The organism is Sphingomonas sp. (assembly GCF_017304635.1).
GTDB lineage: Bacteria > Pseudomonadota > Alphaproteobacteria > Sphingomonadales > Sphingomonadaceae > Sphingomonas.
Genome location: NZ_JAFKMA010000005.1, coordinates 1 through 15788, shown reverse-complemented (window position 1 = coordinate 15788; position 15788 = coordinate 1). Strand labels below are relative to the sequence as shown.

Here is a 15788-nt window from a genome sequence, read left to right as displayed (position 1 = left end):
GCTCGTCATGGAGATGAGTCATGACCGAAGTTGAAGTCCTGGATACCCGCCCCGATGCGCGTGGCGGCTACAAGGTCGATGTCAGTCGAGGTGAGCGAATCGGCCGCGTGTCGTCCGAGTGGTTCAACCGACCGGCCGACGAACGCTACCTATCACTGTCCGAGCTGATGGCGTCGGTGAAAGGGCGGGCCGCGCGCAGTCGCACCCGCACCGTCGAGAGCGCCGCCGTTCGCGTCGAAGCCAGCCGCGACAATGCCGAGCGGCTCGACCTGGTGCTGCCCGGCTCCGAGGCGCCGGTCGCCCCCACGCACTGGAGCTTCGGCCAACTCGCCGCGCTGGTCGGCGCGCCGGCCGCCTATCTGCGCCAACTTCCGGCGCCGCTGGCGGGCATCAACCTACAATACGGCCTCACCTCGCACCGCGCCGAGCAGGTCAAGACTCTCGAGACCGACGATGGACGCGTCGAACTGCGCGCCGTCACCGGCCCGGACTATGGCCGCATCTTCGACCACGAGCTGGTCGCCGCGGTGCAGCGCATCGCCGGCAACGGCACCGGCGACACCCGCTGGAAGGTGCCAGGCGTGCTCGATTGGTCGACCGGCTTCTACAATCCGCGAGTGGACATCACCCAGGACACGACGACGCTCTACGCCAGCGACCGAGACGTGTTCCTCTTCCTGGTCGACGACCTCAACCCGATCGAAGCCGGGCGCCTGCCCGACGGCTCGCCTGATCTCTATTTCCGGGGCTTCTACTGCTGGAACTCGGAGGTCGGCGCGAAGACGCTCGGGATGGCCAGCTTCTATCTCCGCGCCGTTTGCCAGAACCGCAATCTCTGGGGCGTCGAAGACTTCGAGGAGATCACGATCCGGCACTCCAAATATGCCGCTTCCCGTTTCGCTCACGAGGCGGCGCCGGCGCTGACGCGCTTCGCGAACTCTTCACCGGCGCCTTTCATCAATGGCATCAAGGCCGCCCGGGCGCAGATCGTCGCCCGCACGGACGAGGACCGGACCGACTTCCTGCGCAAGCGTGGATTCGGCAAGGCCGAAACCGCCAAGATCATCGAGGCGGTGCTCGTCGAGGAGGGCCGCGCGCCGACCAGCGTCTTCGACTTCGTCCAGGGCATCACCGCTGTCGCCCGCGACAAGCCGCACCAGGACGCGCGGCTGGATCTCGAAGCCCGGGCAAAGAAGCTCCTCGACCGCGCGGCCTGACTCCTGCCGAGCCGTGGAATCGGCTTTGCCGGTTCGCGGCTCTCCGGCTCTGCGCTTTTCCTGATCCACGTTTCTGCGGCGTCGCTCTCTTCAGAGGAAGAGGGCGGCGCTGCGCTTCGTGACGGGTAGGAGGCCGAGAGAGAGGCTCCCGGCCGCCCGTCGTGGAGTGAAGACCATGGCCCAAGCGGCATCGAAGAAGATTACCCTGTCGTCCTCGCGCGACATCCCCCTCAACAAGCTCGTGCTCTCCCAGTCGAACGTCCGGCGCGTCAAGGCCGGCGTCTCGATCGAGGAGCTCGCCGAGGACATCGCCCGGCGCGGCCTGCTGCAGGGCCTGTCGGTTCGCCCCATCGTCGGCGAGGACGGGACCGAGACTGGCATCTACGAGATTCCGGCCGGCGGTCGGCGGTTCCGGGCGCTGGAGCTTTTGGTCAAGCAGAAGCGCCTCGCCAAAACTGCCCCCGTGCCCTGCGTCGTGCGCGACGACGGCATCGCCGAGGAAGACAGCCTCGCCGAGAACGTCCAGCGCGCGCCGCTGCACCCGCTCGACCAGTTCCGGGCCTTCCAGGCGCTGCGCGAGAAGGGCCAGTCCGAGGAGGATATCGCGGCGGCGTTCTTCGTGCCGGTCGCGGTCGTCAAGCAGCGGTTGAAGCTCGCTTCGGTGTCGCCGCGCCTGCTCGACGTCTATGCCGAGGACGGCATGACGCTGGACCAGCTGATGGCCTTCACCGTCTCGGGCGATCATGAGCGCCAGGAGCAGGTGTTCGAACGACTGACGCAAGGCTACGACAAGCAGCCCTACGTGATCCGGCGCATGCTGACCGAGCACGCCGTCCGCGCCTCCGACAAGCGGGCGCAGTTCGTCGGGATCGACGCCTATGTCGAGGCCGGCGGCACGGTCCTGCGCGACCTGTTCCAGGCCGACGATGGCGGCTGGCTGCAGGATGTCAGCCTGCTCGACATGATGGTGACGGAGAAGCTCCGGGAAGCAGCGGCCGAGGTAGAGGCCGAGGGCTGGAAGTGGACCGAGGTCGCGACTTCGTTCCCCTACGGCCATGTGTTCGGCCTTCGTCAGCTGCGCGGCGAGGAGGTCCCCATTACCGAGCAGGAGGAAGCCGCGCGTGCCGCGCTCCAGGCCGAGCTCGATGGACTGGAGGCCGAATACGCCGAGGCGGACGAGCTGCCCGAAGAGGTGGACGCACGCCTGGGCGAGATCGAGACCGCGCTGGAGGCCCTCGATCAGCGGCCGGTCCGGTTCGACGTCGACGAGATCGGGCGCGCCGGCGCCTTCGTGAGCATCGACGCCGGCGGCGGTCTGCGGATCGAGCGCGGGTTCGTCCGGCCGGAGGACGAGCTGCCGATCGAGCCGGAGGCGGACAGCGCCACCGGCGAACTGACCGGCGATGGCGAGGAGACGCGGACCGTCGCAGCTCAGGTCGACGACGATGGCACGGCCGTTCAGGTCGGACCCGTCGAGGAGCCGGAGGAGGATGAGGGCCTGAAGCCCATTCCCGACCGGCTGATGGCGGAACTCACCGCGCATCGCACGATCGCGCTGCGCCACGCGCTCGGCGAGAACCCGGACGTGGCGTTCCTGGCGGCGCTGCACGCGCTCTGCATCCGCGTGTTCTACCGCTACGCGCTCGACACCTGCCTGGAGCTCGACCTGAAGAGCGCCGGCTTCGCCGCTCAGGCGCCCGGGCTCGCCGATACGCCGTCGGCCCGCGCGCTCGATGTGCGGCATCAGGCCTGGGCCAACACCCTCCCGAAGGAGCCGGAAGAGCTCTGGGACGCGCTCGACGGCTTCGATGCGGACAGCCGGCAGGCGCTGTTCGCGCACTGCGTCGCGCTGTCGGTCAACGCCGTGATCGAGCCCTACAATCGCCGGCCGCGGGCGATCCTTCATGCCGACCGGCTCGCGCAGGCGGTCGATCTCGACATGGCGGGCGCCGGCTGGACCCCGACCGTGGACGGTTTCCTCGGCCGGCTCACCAAGGCGCGCATCCTCGCCGCCGTGCGCGAGGCGAAGGGCGACCGGGCCGGTGACCGCATCGAGCATATGAAGAAGGGCGACATGGCGGAGGCCGCCGCGCAGATCCTCGCGGGCTCGGGCTGGCTGCCGGAGCCGCTGCGCACGCCTGGGCGGGCGATCGGCACCGTCGCTGCGGAGACGGCCGACGCCGGCGACGCGGCAATCACGGCGCCGGCCCCGGTCGAGACCGCCGACACCGATGTCGTCGAAGAGACGGCGGAGGACGGCGGCGAAACGGCTATGGGCGAGTTCGATCCCGTCGACGATGATGAGGAAGCCGAGGCCAACGTCCCCCACGCCGTCGCGGCCGAATAACGTTCGTCAACAAACCCGTCTCCACCTCAGGCCCGCCGGCGACGGCGGGCCTTCTTTTTCTGGGGTCGCCTTATGCCGAAAACCGCATCAGACCTCGCGCAGCGTCTCGGCCGTCAGGCGGAAGCGGTCTGCCGCCATTACCTTTCCGCCGGACGCCGCGAGGGCCGCTACTGGCTGGTCGGCGACGCACGCAACACGCCCGGCCGATCGATGTTCGTCCGGCTGAAAGGCTCCGAGTCCGGCAAGGGCGCGGCCGGCAAATGGACCGACGCGGCCACGGGCGAGCATGGCGACCTGCTCGACGTGATCCGCGAAAGCTGTGGCCTCATCGATTTCAAGGACGTCACCGATGAGGCGCGGCGCTTCCTCAGCCTGCCGCATCCTGAGCCTCACCCTGATCAGCGGTCCTCGCGCCAGGCAGCCGCTCCGACCGGATCGCCGGAGGCGGCACGGCGGCTGGTCGCCATGTCGCAGCCGATCTCGGGCACTCTCGCCGAAACGTATCTCCGCAAACGCGGCATTACGGCTTTGCACGCAAGCGGGTCGCTGCGCTTCCACCCTCGCTGCTACTATCGCCCCGACGAGCATTCTCCGACCCAGACGTGGCCGGCAATGATCGCGGTCGTCACCGACCTTAACGGCAGGATCACCGGGGCGCACCGCACCTATCTCGCGCCCCCTGGCATGGATTCGAGCGCAGACGGCAAGGCGACGATCGACACGCCGAGGCGGGCGATGGGCGACCTCCTCGGACACGCCGTACGGTTCGGCGTGGCGGGCCAGGTGATGGCGGCCGGCGAAGGCATTGAGACCATGCTTTCTTTGAGGCAAGTCCTGCCCGCCATGCCCGTGGCGGCGGCGCTCTCTGCCGCGCACCTTGCCGCCCTCCTCTTCCCGGACACGCTGCGCCGGCTCTACATCGCGCGCGACGACGATCCGGCAGGCGACGGCGCGATGGCGACCTTGACCGAACGCGCGCATGCGGTCGGCATCGAGGCGATCGTGCTGTCGCCGAGCCTTGAGGACTTCAACGAAGACTTGCGCATCCTGGGCCAGGATAGCCTTCGGGCAGCCTTGCGGGTGCAGATCGCGGCGCAGGACGTCGCGCGCTTTATGCAGTTGGCGGCATAGGCCGAGAAGGGATGTGGCAGGCAATCCGCTCTCCGCCTCGCTCAGATGCTTTCCCGTGTCGGGGAGGACCGCGCCCCGGCCTTCGAGAGGGCGATCGGCCGGCAACCGGGCCGGACCGGCAATGTCTGCAGCCGACTATTTTCCGGCGCGGCCCCGTTGGGCCGCTTTCCATCGCGAAACAAAATAGCCGGCCTCCGCCATCCTCCGCTGACGCTTCGGCCCTGCGCTTCGCTGCGGGTGCAGGTCCGGTCCGCTCGCCAGCTTTCGTCGCCATGAAGGCCGCGAGGGTCGCGGTCACGACCGACGGAGCATCCCATGAGCGAGCATCACGACCACGAACCGGACCACGCCGCATCTCCCACCGACCATGTCCTCAGCGAACTTCAGCTCTATGGCTACCGTCCCTTCGCGGACGACCCCGACCCGAGGGAACTGCCCGATGGCAACCAGGTGGCAGGCGCCATCGCGGACATCTTCGACGCCCTGATCTCGACGCTCGAAGACACCCGCCTCGAGCCGGACCTCGACGACCTCCTCTGGTCGACGGTCAACCTCTTCCACCGCGCCACCCAGCGGATCGAGCGCGAACTGGACGACAACGAGCAGGCGCAGCGCCGCTCGCAGCGCGAGCAGGACGGCAGCGAGGTGAAGTCGGTCGAGTTGGAACGCCTCATTGCCGAAGGGCAGACGCTGATCGAGCGGCGCGACGCCTTCGAACTGATGCGCGACGAGGCCGCCGAGCAGTTCGAGCGCCAAACTCGCTCATCGTGGAGACCCCGCAGCGGATCGATGGTCAACCACCGCCACCTGACCTCGGCGATGATCGACAGCCGTGACTTCCTCGCGGCGAAGAAGCGGGCCGAGACGCAGGTCATGCTGCCGGCTGGCCCGAAGATCGCCTTCACCGGCGGACTGGACTTCAACGATCACCGTCTGATCTGGGCCAAGCTCGATCAGGTCCACGCCAAGCACCCCGACATGGTGCTGTTGCACGGCGGTTCGCCCAAGGGCGCCGAACGCATCGCATCCCGTTGGGCGGACCATCGCAAGGTGCCGCAGGTGGCGTTCAAGCCCGACTGGACCAGGCACGCCAAGGCCGCGCCCTTCAAGCGTAACGATCAGATGCTGGACGTGCTGCCGATCGGGGTCATGCGTTTTCCCGGCACGGGCATCCAGGACAACCTCGCCGACAAGGCGAAGAAGCTCGGCATCCCGGTTTGGCACTTCGGAGCCGGGGCGAGTTAGCCCCGGACTTCCGCAAAACCATCTATTTTTGTTAGGATTTGCCAATGTCCGACGATCCTATCATGACCGAGATCCAAGCAGCCATCACGACCTTACAAGGTGGTGCACGAGCCGAAGCGCGCCAAGCGTTCGTGGATATCTGGGATAAAATTGAGCGCGATCCAAGACCCCTCCATGAGTGCACACTGGCGCATTTCATGGCCGATGCGCAGGACAACCTGCAGGATGAGCTGGCATGGGACCAGCGAGCGCTGGCTGCAGCGCTGCGCTGCACCGACGCCGAAGCCAAAGGACATCACGACAGCCTATCTATTGCGGCTTTCATGCCGTCGTTGCACCTCAACCTCGGCGACGATTATTTGCGCCTAGGAGACAGAGCGGCTTGCCAGCGCCATCTCGCGGCAGGAATGGCCGCCACCGCAGATCTGCCCGACACCCCGTATGCGAGCATGATTCGCGGCGGCCTGGATCGTCTGGCCGAGCGTCTCAATTCGGTGCCGTAGGACCGCTCCGTTTCAGGCCGCGCACTGTTGCATTCTCCTGCGGGCTCATGACAAGGGCGAAGTCCGGCCCGTATCCAGAACAACCATCGAACCACCCATCGCCGGCCACCATCTCCCGCTTTGCTGCGCTGATCCTTGGTCCGACCGATCGATTGACGCCATCAACCAATAATATGTGGAACGGCCCGCGTAGCAAGAGCTCTCAGCATTCGACTCATCCATGGGACGGTGCGATCAGGCATATCTAAAGATTAGCACCGTCCACGTCTTGAATTACCAGGGCATCGAGATCGATCGAAGGCACGCACCGTAGGTTAATGAACGCAATATCAGCACCATCTGGACCCTTGCCATAACCAAACGCCTCACAACCACATGTCGAACAGAACCGGTGAGCAATGGCATGTTTATTGAAGAAATAATCCGTAAGCACCTCTTCTCCCTGAAGGATCATTAGACTGCCTGATGGCACAAAGGATAGCAAAAACCCCTTCCTTCGACAGTGCGAACAGTTACACCTGACCGCATTCGCTGGAAGGTCTTCGTTAACTCGGAATGCTACCTTCCCACAGTGACAGCTGCCTTCGTAAGCCATGCAGCGCCTCCATACAGCTTGCTACGTAAAGCCAGTTAACAACACGAACGCCCCCTTGGGTGCCTGCCGCGACAACCCGGCCGGGGAGCCACGTAATGGCCACTCGTCAAAGGAGCTGGCACCTAAACCATTGGTCGCAAGACTCCGATTTGCCCCTGGCGTGCATCTGATTGGAAGCAAAGGGGCCTGCGAGCTGCGTCCAACCTACCTTCTAGGCTCATAGCGCAGAGCCACGGCGCCGGAGCTCAGCTCAATCCGATCGACGAGTTTCAAGTCTATGACCTTTGAGAGGCCGGCGAACAAGCTGGGGCCACGCCCCACAATAATGGGCTGGACCACGAACTCATACTCGTCGATCAGGCCCAGCTCCGCCAACGCCATTGGGAGCCTGACGCCACCGGTGAACACCGCCTTCCCGGGTTCTTGTTTAAGCGCCTGGACGGCCTCGGCCAAATCGCCACGGACCAGCTCCGCGTTCCAATCGACCTCGCCGAGCGTGCTGGAAACGACGTACTTCTTCATCGCATCAATGGTCCGTGCGAACGGGTCCGTCCACTCGGGCATTGTCAAGGTCCGCGTCTCCAGCCGCCACGCTTCCTCCATCATCTGGTAGGTGACGCGACCAAAGAGCAGCGCATCGGCGCGGCCCATGCTCGCTATGGCATGGTGATGTGTTGCACGCAGCGCCTCCTCCAGAAGCACCGCGTCCGTAGAGCCGGCGCTATGGTCGACACAACCGTCGATCGTCACGTTGATGGAGTAGAGAAGGGGTCGCACTATGGACGTTGCTCCTTTGTTGCTCTTGCTGAGATAGCCAGGTCGAATTTTTGCAGCTGGCTGGTCAATCCAAGGATTGCGCCGCTTGTCATCTCGGGGTCCGGATGACGATCCGCCGTAAGGACCATCCGGACACGCCCGGCTTCGACGCTCATCTCGACCAGCATGTCATACGGATACGTCTCGACGCCGGGGACGAAGTCCATGTCGAAGCGGATGCGCAGTCGCCGGTGGCGCACTATCTCCACGAGCCGACCGCTCACCCGCGCGGTCTGCCGCATGTCGAGGTTTGCCAGGTAGGCGACCTGCTCGGCACCCACCGCGGTCATCACATAATCAAAGGCGCCGCCGACCCGCAGCTGAAGGGCCGTCATCTCGACGCGCATTCCCTCGGGTGCGAACCACTCCTCCAGCCCTTCTTTCGTGGTCCAAAGCGCCCAGACGTCCTCGATCGATGCGTCATAGATCCGCTCGAACCTGATGGGACCCGCGGCCCGCTCGCTGCGGTGCGCCATCACTTCTCACCCTCGGATTGCCGCGCGCTCCCCCGTCGCGCCAGAGCTGCATCGAAACGATCGAGCCGGCCCTCCCAAAGCCTGCGATAGCTTCGAACCCAGTCGTCGATCGCATGGAACGGCTCAGGTCGGAGCGAGTAGAGGCGCCTTGCCCCATCGGGCCTCATGACGACGAATCCCGCTTCCCCGAGGATTCTCAGGTGCCGCGAAACGCCGGACTGATCGATGTCCACGGCACGAACGAGGTCGCCCACCGCCTGTTCCCCGGCTGCTAGCGCTTCGACGATACGAAGCCGCGTCGGGTCGGCCAATGTCTGGAAAACGCTTTGTTGCATCATGATGCATATGTATGTCGGTGCATATCGAGCGTCAAGCCGCCTGCCCACGGCCGGGACCATGGGCGTTGGCGCCCAGCCTCAACTCCGCTTCTGACGGGGGTAACCGCAGCCCTTCGTCACGGGTCGAGAGGCAGGTGCCGGCCGAACAGCGATCCGCGAGGCTATGTCCTGACCAACCAATAAAGATCGAGGCGCGTCGTACTGGAGAATCCAGCCAAGCCTCCGGTCCAGACGTCGGACCAGCCCCCTTGTCCTTGCGCTGATCCTTGGTCCGGCCGAGGGCCTGACGCCATCAACCCGTAAAGGGTCGGCTATGCGCGCATGCCGCCGCTGCGGCTTCGCCTGCGCGGTGATTGCGGCCTTCGCCCGGACACATCGGGCGCCTGTCACGCGGGGGATGGTCCCCCGCCTCCAGACAGGAGCCGGAACGATGTCCCTCAACCAAGCGCACGCCTTCGCCTTCAGCCTCGCCACGACGCTGATGGTCACCATCGTGATCTTCCAGGCCGGTGACGGCAGCCTCTCCGTCGTTCCCGCCAACGAATATGACGGCGACGCCGCGGCTATCGTCCACGAAGTAGATCCCTTCGCGCTCTAAGCACGATCGGCTCCGCGGAGCGAAGATCCTGCCGGATTTCCGCTCCCGCGCTTGCTCTCTTTCGGCTATATTTCGATCTGCGCCGTGGCGGTGGTGGAAGGCGCGACCCGCAGGCTATTGCATGGAGCACCACCATGGTTATCGGCATCCTCCTCAGCATCGCAACCATCGGCATCTTGTGCTGGCTGCTCTTCACCCTCGCCATCTACGCGCTGCCCCTGTTTGCCGGCGTCGTCGCCGGCAGCTGGGCCTATGAGATGGGCGCAGGCTGGCCCGGCGGCATCCTGGTCGGCCTCATAACCGCCGGGCTGACGCTCGGGCTCGGCCAATTCCTCTTCACCATCACCCGCCCGGCTTGGCTGCGGCTGGCCGTCGGGCTGGTCTTTGCAGCGCCTGCGGCGCTGGCCGGCTATCACGCCGTCCACGGGATCGTGAAACACGCGGTGCCCTCGGAGACTTGGCAGATGCTGTTCTCCGCAATCGGAGCCGTCGCCGTCGGCGTGACGGCCTGGGTCCGGATCGCTGCCGCAGCTCCCGCCCAGTCGGGCGAGAGGCTCGCGGGGGCGTAATACCCATCTGAGGGATGCAGCGGCGGGACCAGACCCTGGTTCAGCGCACCTCCTCGACCAGAGGACGGTCGGGGAGCGGGTGGCTCGAAGCGTCCAGTCCAGCCGAGAGCCGCGCCGTTCGAGGGCTTGCGACGGGGTCGGCGCGGACGCACGCATTGATGAAGACGCGAGCAGCAGCGTCCCCGCCCAGAAGCGGGCTTCGGGGACCGCGCGAGCGTCGTACGCACGCCAAGTTGATGACGATCGCCATCTGTCCGGAGCCGGGCTTTGCGGGCGGCGACAGATCGCTAGGTCTCCGTTGACCCATTGCCTGTTGCGAGCGCACCGACACGGCCTCTTCGATGGGTGTATCTGGCCGAAGGACGGCTTCGCCTCAATCGCCTAAGGCGCAACAGCGCCGTCAAGACTTTCTTCCCCTGCCGGCTGCGCCGTCATTCCTCGCGCACCAAGAAAGTCCCTCCTTTGCTGTCTGAAGCCCTGCGGGTGCGCCGTCGATTGCCTCCGGCCGGGCGATCACCATCGAGGCCGCAATGGTGCGGGCTCGACAGGCAAATCCAAAGGAGACTTCCCATGGCGACCATCGGCACCTTCAAGAAGACCGGCTCGAACGAGTACACCGGCGAAATCGTCACCCTCAGCGTCCAGACCAAGAACGTCCGCATCGTCCCCGAAGCCCGCGCCAGCGGCGAGAACGCCCCCAGCCACCGGGTCTTCGTCGGCCGCGCCGAGATCGGCGCCGCCTGGTCGAAGCGCTCCAACGAGGGCCGCGACTATCTCGGTCTCAAGCTGGACGATCCGAGCTTCACCGCTCCGATCTACGCCAACCTCTTCGACGACGAGGAAGGCGAAGGCTTCAGCCTCATCTGGTCCCGCCCCAGCCGCCGCAACGGCGACTGAGGCCCCAGCGAATGCCCCGCCCGGCAAAACCGGGCGGGGCGATCTTTCAGCTCTCCGGCACCTTTGGCTTTGCCGTACGGCCATCGATTCAGCTGGAAGGGAGATGCGCTCCAAAGGCAGCCGCGAGTGCCGCCTCCAGCTCGTCGAGCCGATAGGGCTTCCGCAACAATCTCAGGCCCTCTGCGTCGCCATCCCGCTGGCCGTCGCTAAACCCGCTCGTGAGCACGACGGGCAGGCCCGGACGGCGGCGCGCGAGTTCGCGGGCGAGTTCAATGCCGCTCATGCCGCCCGGCATCACCACGTCGGAGAACACCAGATCGGCGGCGTGGCCGTTCTCCAGTTGCGCGAGCGCGGACGGCGCGCTCTCCGCCCGGCGAACCGTGAAGCCGAGCCCCTCCAGCATCTGGCCGGCCAGCTCCGCGACCTCGTCATTGTCTTCAACTAGGAGAATCCGGCGCTCGCCCTTCGGGCCTGGTACCTGTATTGCGGGTGCACTCGCCTCGACAGCCGCCGCGAGCGGAAGGCTGCTGGCGCGCGGCAGGTGTAGGATGATCCTCGTCCCCTCCCAGAGACGGCTCCGCACCTTCACATGTCCCCCCGACTGCTTGGCGAAGCCGTAGACCTGGCTGAGGCCGAGCCCGGTGCCGCTCCCGACCTCTTTGGTCGTGAAGAAGGGATCGAAGATCCGATCCAAGATGTCAGGTGCTATTCCGATGCCGGTGTCACGAACTTCGATCCGCACGAATTCGCCGGCCAGACGACTTTCGCCACGGCCGTCCAGTCGCGCATTGCCAGCGAAGATCGTCACGGTCCCGCCCTGCGACATGGCATCCCGCGCGTTGACGACCGTGTTGAGGATGGCAAGCTCGAGCTGCGTCTGGTCCGCCATCACCGGCCAGAGGTCTTCCGCAAGCTCGATCTCGAGCGCGATATCCTCGCGCAGAGCCCCTGCCATCAGGATGCGCATGTCATCGAAGCGAGCACGCAAGTCGATCGCCTCGGGCGCCAACGACATGCGTCGCGAGAAGGCAAGCATCTGGCGCGTCAACGACGCGCCGCGCGTGACGGCCTGGCGCATGCCGGAGACAATCCGCTCGCGGCGCTCCGGGTCGGGAGCCCGCCCCAACATGTCCAGCCCGCCAGAGACCACCATCAGAAGATTGTTGAAGTCATGGGCGACGCCGCCCGTGAGCTGGCCGATCGCCTCCATCTTCTGCGCCTGCCGGAGCGCCCGCTCGGCCTCCTGCCGCTGCTCCATTTCCGCCGCCAGCCTGCGGTTCGCCTCTTCCAGCTCCACGGTGCGTTCGCGAACGCGCTCTTCGAGCGTTTCGTTGAGGCCGCGCAATTCCTGCTCCTGCGCCCGCAACCGCGCCTCGACACGCTCCCGCTCGCGCAAATGGTCGCGCACCTGATATTGCCGCCGTCGCGCCCGGAGCGCCGAATGCAGGGTGCTGACCAGCGTTGCAGAGCGAAGCGGCCGCTCCAGCAGCACCAGATTGCCGAAGCCTGCGAAGTGTTCACTGCCGCGGCCGAACCCGGCGCTGCCGCGCGAGCCACTGGCCGTCACCACCAGGATCGGCGGCTCCGACCACGCGGGCTGCCGCGCAAGACAAGCCTGCAGCATGGACATCGCGGTCGGTGGCGAGACCTCCTCCTCGACGACCACCACTGCCCCGGCCCCTTCGTCCACTCCCCGGCATAGATCGGCGAGCGTGGCGACGGTCTGGGTCGCAAGTCCTGCTCGCTCCAAGATCGCCGCGACCGTGGGACCGTCCCGACGCGACGGCGCCAGGATCAGCACGCGCTCGTCACGTTCTTCAGCGCCCGGGATTTGCGTCATCGCGGGCGTCCGGAAGGGCCTCGGGACTTCCGACAAATCTGGGCGCGCCCGACAGGACCCCACGGAAGGAACGAATCGGCGGACCGACGCTGACGCCCTCGCCAGATATCAGACGATATTCGCGAATCGTCGTCTCGTGCCGGCCGCTGCGGCTCTTCAAGACTGATATCGCCTTGCGGACCTCGCCTTCAGCCTCGAAGTAACGCAGCAGGACGATGCCGTCGGCGAGGAAGCTGAGATCGATCGGCGCCGCCACGTCGCCGACCATGCCGTGCTGGGCCATGATCAGGATAGTGACCACCCCTTGATTCCCGAGATACGCCAGCAGCTCGTGCATATGCAGGATGAGCGCCTGCTCCTCCGGCATCGACGCCATATAGCTGTTGAGGCTGTCGATCACGACCAGCTTCGCGCCCGCCTCGACGTTGCGCTTCACCTTGTCGACGAACTCGCCCGGTGACAGCGTCACCGGGTTGATCTGCTCCCAGACAAGCGTTCCGCTCTCTCTCGCCGCCTCGATCTCCATGCCGAGCCCTGCGGCTCGCGCCTCGGCGGTGCGGTAGTTCTCGTCGAAAGCGAAGAACGCCACCCGCTGCTCCTGGCGCGCCGCCGCCATCGTGTATTGCAGCGCGAGCGACGACTTGCCGACGCCCGACGGACCGATCAGGAGCGTGCTGGTCCCACGTTGAAGCCCTCCGCCGAGCATCTCATCGAGCGGCCCGACATCGCTCCGCAGCACATCTGCCGTGAACTCGGTCCGATGCTCGGCCGCGATCAGGCTCGGGTACACCAAAATACCGCCCTTGCAGATTGCATAGTCATGATAGCCGGTGCGGTAATCGACACCGCGCAGCTTGGCGACGCACATGCGGCGGCGGAAGACGCCGTATTGCATCCGCCGCTGCTCGAGGGTGACGACGCCATGGACGATGCTGTGCAACTGAAGACCTTGCGCGTTGTCGGTGAGATCATCGAGCGCCAGGACGGTGCATTGCTGATCCGCGAAGAAACGCTTCAAGGTCAGCAGCTGGCGGCGGTAGCTTAAAGAGTCGAGCGCGAGGAGACGCAATTCGGTCAGGGCATCGATGACCAGGCGGTCCGGCCGGAGCGCTTTCACCTTGTCGATGATCAAACCGACGGTGTGGTCGAGTTCGACCTCGGCGGCGTGGATGATGCCCTGCTGCTGCTCCGGATCGGCTTCCAGCGGCGCGACCTCCAGGATGGTCAAGCCATTCAGGTCGAGGCTGTGGCTGAGTGCGGTGGCGCGCAGCTCGCGCTCGGTTTCCGACAGCGTGATGTAGAGGCATCGCTCGCCCGACCGGACGCCTTCTAGGAGGAACTGCAGCGCGAGCGTGGTCTTGCCGGAACCCGGGGTGCCCTCGACCAGGTACATGTGTTCGCGCGCCAACCCGCCATGCACGACAGAATCGAAACCGGCGATGCCACTCGCGGCCAAGCTATCCAGTTGCGGTCGGTCTTCCACGGTCGACGCTCCCCGGTGCAAACACGCTTGGAGCGCGCGGCCGGGTCGCACGACCTCAGTTCGTCACAAGGCCAGCCCCTTTGGCGCAAGACTCCATCGCAGCCTGTAACTTAACAAAGCCGGTTTGGTTCAAACAAGCTTGCCTGATCTTGCAGATGTCTGGGACTGCGCGTCGCCCAAAGGTCGCGATCAGCCCGACGAAGCTGTTTCTTCATCGAAAAGTTGCCCAACCACGACCGTGTGGTTCTTGACCTCCGGCCGCCCCATTCCCAAATTTCTGACGCGCCGGACGCTCGATTGAGGTCCGGCTCCGAGGGGCGTCCGGCGCTCCGGGCGCACCTCATTCAACCATGTTGCTTTGAGAAAGGACATGACGATGAACGTGCGTGATCTGATCCCCTGGGGTCGGGAAACCGATCAGACCCCGACCCCCTATCGGAGCGGGACTCCGAGCCCGTTCCTGTCGCTCCATCGCGACATGAACCGCCTGTTCGATGAGGCCTTCCGCGACTTCGGCGCGCCCGGTCTTTTCGGCCGCACCCCGGCGTGGCCAAGCGTCGAGGTGACCGAGACCGAGAAGGACGTGCGTATCGCCGCAGAACTCCCCGGCCTGGAGGAGAAGGACGTCGAGGTCCTCATCGAGGACGGCGTCCTGACGCTCCGCGGCGAAAAGCGCTCACACACCGAAGACGCGGCGCGGCAGTTCAGCGAGCGGATCTATGGCCGCTTCGAGCGCCGCATCGGGCTCGGCTTCGACGTCGAGGAGGAAAAGGTCGCTGCCGACTTCAAGAACGGCGTGCTGACCATCACCCTGCCGAAGTCCGAAAAGGCCCAGTCCAAAGCCAAGCGCATCGCCATCAACGGCGGCGCCCAGGCGCAGTAAGCCTGACGAGGCCAGGGGCAGACCCAGCCGGGTCGTCGCCCCCGGCCTTTCCTTTGCCGTACGCGGGAGGGACAGGTCATGAGCTATGTCTGGAAAGAAATAGAACCCGCGCAGCCCCTGTCCGAGACAAGTCGCACCGACCTCGGCCGCCGCGCGCCGCGTGCGCACAACCCGGACTCGGTGTTTCCTCCCGATGCCGTCGCTCGGATCTTTCGCCCCTCGCGCTCGGTCATGACCTCGGGCAAGGCGCGCACGAAGCATTGGATTCTCCGCTTCGAACGGCAAACCCCACCCTTCATCGAGCCTTTGATGGGTTGGACGGGTGGTGACGATCCGCTGACGCAGGTCGAACTCCGGTTTCCGACCCTCGAATCCGCGGTCGCCTACGCCCGACGCCAGGGTCTAACCTATGTCGTGAACTAAGCAGATCCGAAGGCGCCGGAGCAGCGGCGACCGGCAATTCTGCGCGCGCCCACCGCCATTCTGGTGCGCTGAATCCTCCTTGGGCTTGTGGAGGCGGACGGCTCGATCCCCCTCCGATCACAGTCGATTTGCGCTCATACCTAGGGGTCTGACGATACGGCTCATCTGATCAATTGGGCCAAACATCAGCAACGGATCAGGCGACCGAATCAGGTTGGCCGCTCCGCCCGGAAAAGTTGCCCCGAAACGGAAAAACACTGGCGGCTCCGACACAAGGACGACTATTATAGATGGGGTATTCGGAGCGTTTAGCGGTCGGCTTTAGTTGCTCCATAGTCCGCAAAGCGTATAGGCGAAGCGTTCAAGCGGCTTCACCAAATAACGTCTCTATCAGCGGACATTCTGGCAGCGTGCCGTCGGCGCATTG

16 protein-coding genes are annotated in these 15788 nt (G+C 65.5%); 10 read left to right on the top strand and 6 right to left on the bottom strand.

Features of this window, described 5'->3' with window-relative positions; translation table 11 throughout:
- The first annotated feature begins 20 nt into the window (after positions 1-20).
- The 5 genes from J0I47_RS13695 to J0I47_RS13675 all read left to right on the top strand — a co-directional run bounded on the left by J0I47_RS13695 (position 21) and on the right by J0I47_RS13675 (position 6443).
- Positions 21-1217, top strand: a complete 1197-nt coding sequence (locus J0I47_RS13695) for a DUF932 domain-containing protein (protein WP_137901412.1) — start codon at positions 21-23, stop codon at positions 1215-1217.
- A 175-nt stretch (positions 1218-1392) separates the two neighbouring features.
- Positions 1393-3564, top strand: coding sequence for a ParB/RepB/Spo0J family partition protein (locus tag J0I47_RS13690; RefSeq protein WP_137901413.1), 2172 nt, complete (start codon positions 1393-1395; stop codon positions 3562-3564).
- Positions 3565-3636: 72 nt separating this feature from the next.
- Positions 3637-4695: a toprim domain-containing protein gene (locus J0I47_RS13685; RefSeq protein WP_137901414.1), complete on the top strand. Its 1059-nt coding sequence runs from the start codon at positions 3637-3639 to the stop codon at positions 4693-4695.
- A gap of 315 nt (positions 4696-5010) precedes the next feature.
- Positions 5011-5940 carry a DUF2493 domain-containing protein gene (locus J0I47_RS13680; RefSeq protein ID WP_137901415.1) on the top strand — a complete coding sequence of 310 codons (930 nt, stop codon included), beginning with the start codon at positions 5011-5013 and terminating at the stop codon, positions 5938-5940.
- Positions 5941-5984: 44 nt separating this feature from the next.
- Positions 5985-6443 carry a hypothetical protein gene (locus J0I47_RS13675; protein ID WP_137901416.1) on the top strand — a complete coding sequence of 153 codons (459 nt, stop codon included), beginning with the start codon at positions 5985-5987 and terminating at the stop codon, positions 6441-6443.
- A 244-nt stretch (positions 6444-6687) separates the two neighbouring features.
- Here J0I47_RS13675 and J0I47_RS13670 read toward each other — a convergent pair whose 3' ends face one another.
- The 4 genes from J0I47_RS13670 to J0I47_RS13655 all read right to left on the bottom strand — a co-directional run bounded on the left by J0I47_RS13670 (position 6688) and on the right by J0I47_RS13655 (position 8668).
- Positions 6688-7038, bottom strand: coding sequence for a GFA family protein (locus tag J0I47_RS13670; RefSeq protein WP_137901417.1), 351 nt, complete (start codon positions 7036-7038; stop codon positions 6688-6690).
- 204 nt (positions 7039-7242) lie between these two features.
- Positions 7243-7788: a dihydrofolate reductase family protein gene (locus J0I47_RS13665; RefSeq protein ID WP_294047538.1), complete on the bottom strand. Its 546-nt coding sequence runs from the start codon at positions 7786-7788 to the stop codon at positions 7243-7245.
- Between the two features lie 26 nt (positions 7789-7814).
- Entirely contained in the window at positions 7815-8330 is a 516-nt protein-coding gene (locus tag J0I47_RS13660; protein ID WP_137901419.1) for an SRPBCC domain-containing protein, read from the bottom strand.
- Entirely contained in the window at positions 8330-8668 is a 339-nt protein-coding gene (locus tag J0I47_RS13655; protein WP_137901420.1) for a metalloregulator ArsR/SmtB family transcription factor, read from the bottom strand. The genes J0I47_RS13660 and J0I47_RS13655 overlap by 1 nt, the downstream gene beginning before the upstream one ends.
- Before the next feature lie 430 nt (positions 8669-9098).
- On the opposite strand from J0I47_RS13655, the gene J0I47_RS13650 reads away from it, so the two are divergent.
- The 3 genes from J0I47_RS13650 to J0I47_RS13640 all read left to right on the top strand — a co-directional run bounded on the left by J0I47_RS13650 (position 9099) and on the right by J0I47_RS13640 (position 10732).
- Entirely contained in the window at positions 9099-9266 is a 168-nt protein-coding gene (locus J0I47_RS13650) for a hypothetical protein (protein WP_171021003.1), read from the top strand.
- Between the two features lie 134 nt (positions 9267-9400).
- Positions 9401-9835 (top strand): hypothetical protein, encoded by a 435-nt coding sequence (locus J0I47_RS13645; protein WP_137901421.1) that lies wholly within the window; start codon positions 9401-9403, stop codon positions 9833-9835.
- Between the two features lie 570 nt (positions 9836-10405).
- Positions 10406-10732, top strand: a complete 327-nt coding sequence (locus J0I47_RS13640) for a DUF736 domain-containing protein (protein WP_065997979.1) — start codon at positions 10406-10408, stop codon at positions 10730-10732.
- Between the two features lie 88 nt (positions 10733-10820).
- Here J0I47_RS13640 and J0I47_RS13635 read toward each other — a convergent pair whose 3' ends face one another.
- Positions 10821-12572 carry an ATP-binding protein gene (locus J0I47_RS13635; RefSeq protein WP_137901422.1) on the bottom strand — a complete coding sequence of 584 codons (1752 nt, stop codon included), beginning with the start codon at positions 12570-12572 and terminating at the stop codon, positions 10821-10823.
- Complete coding sequence (locus J0I47_RS13630; protein ID WP_244625929.1) at positions 12550-14055, bottom strand: ATPase domain-containing protein; 1506 nt, start codon at positions 14053-14055, stop codon at positions 12550-12552. Before J0I47_RS13630 ends, J0I47_RS13635 begins: the two co-directional genes overlap by 23 nt.
- Positions 14056-14431: 376 nt before the next feature.
- Between J0I47_RS13630 and J0I47_RS13625 the strand changes: the two genes are divergently transcribed.
- Positions 14432-14938, top strand: a complete 507-nt coding sequence (locus J0I47_RS13625) for an Hsp20/alpha crystallin family protein (protein WP_137901423.1) — start codon at positions 14432-14434, stop codon at positions 14936-14938.
- Positions 14939-15016: 78 nt separating this feature from the next.
- Positions 15017-15361 carry an ETC complex I subunit gene (locus J0I47_RS13620; RefSeq protein WP_137901424.1) on the top strand — a complete coding sequence of 115 codons (345 nt, stop codon included), beginning with the start codon at positions 15017-15019 and terminating at the stop codon, positions 15359-15361.
- Positions 15362-15788: the final 427 nt, after the last annotated feature.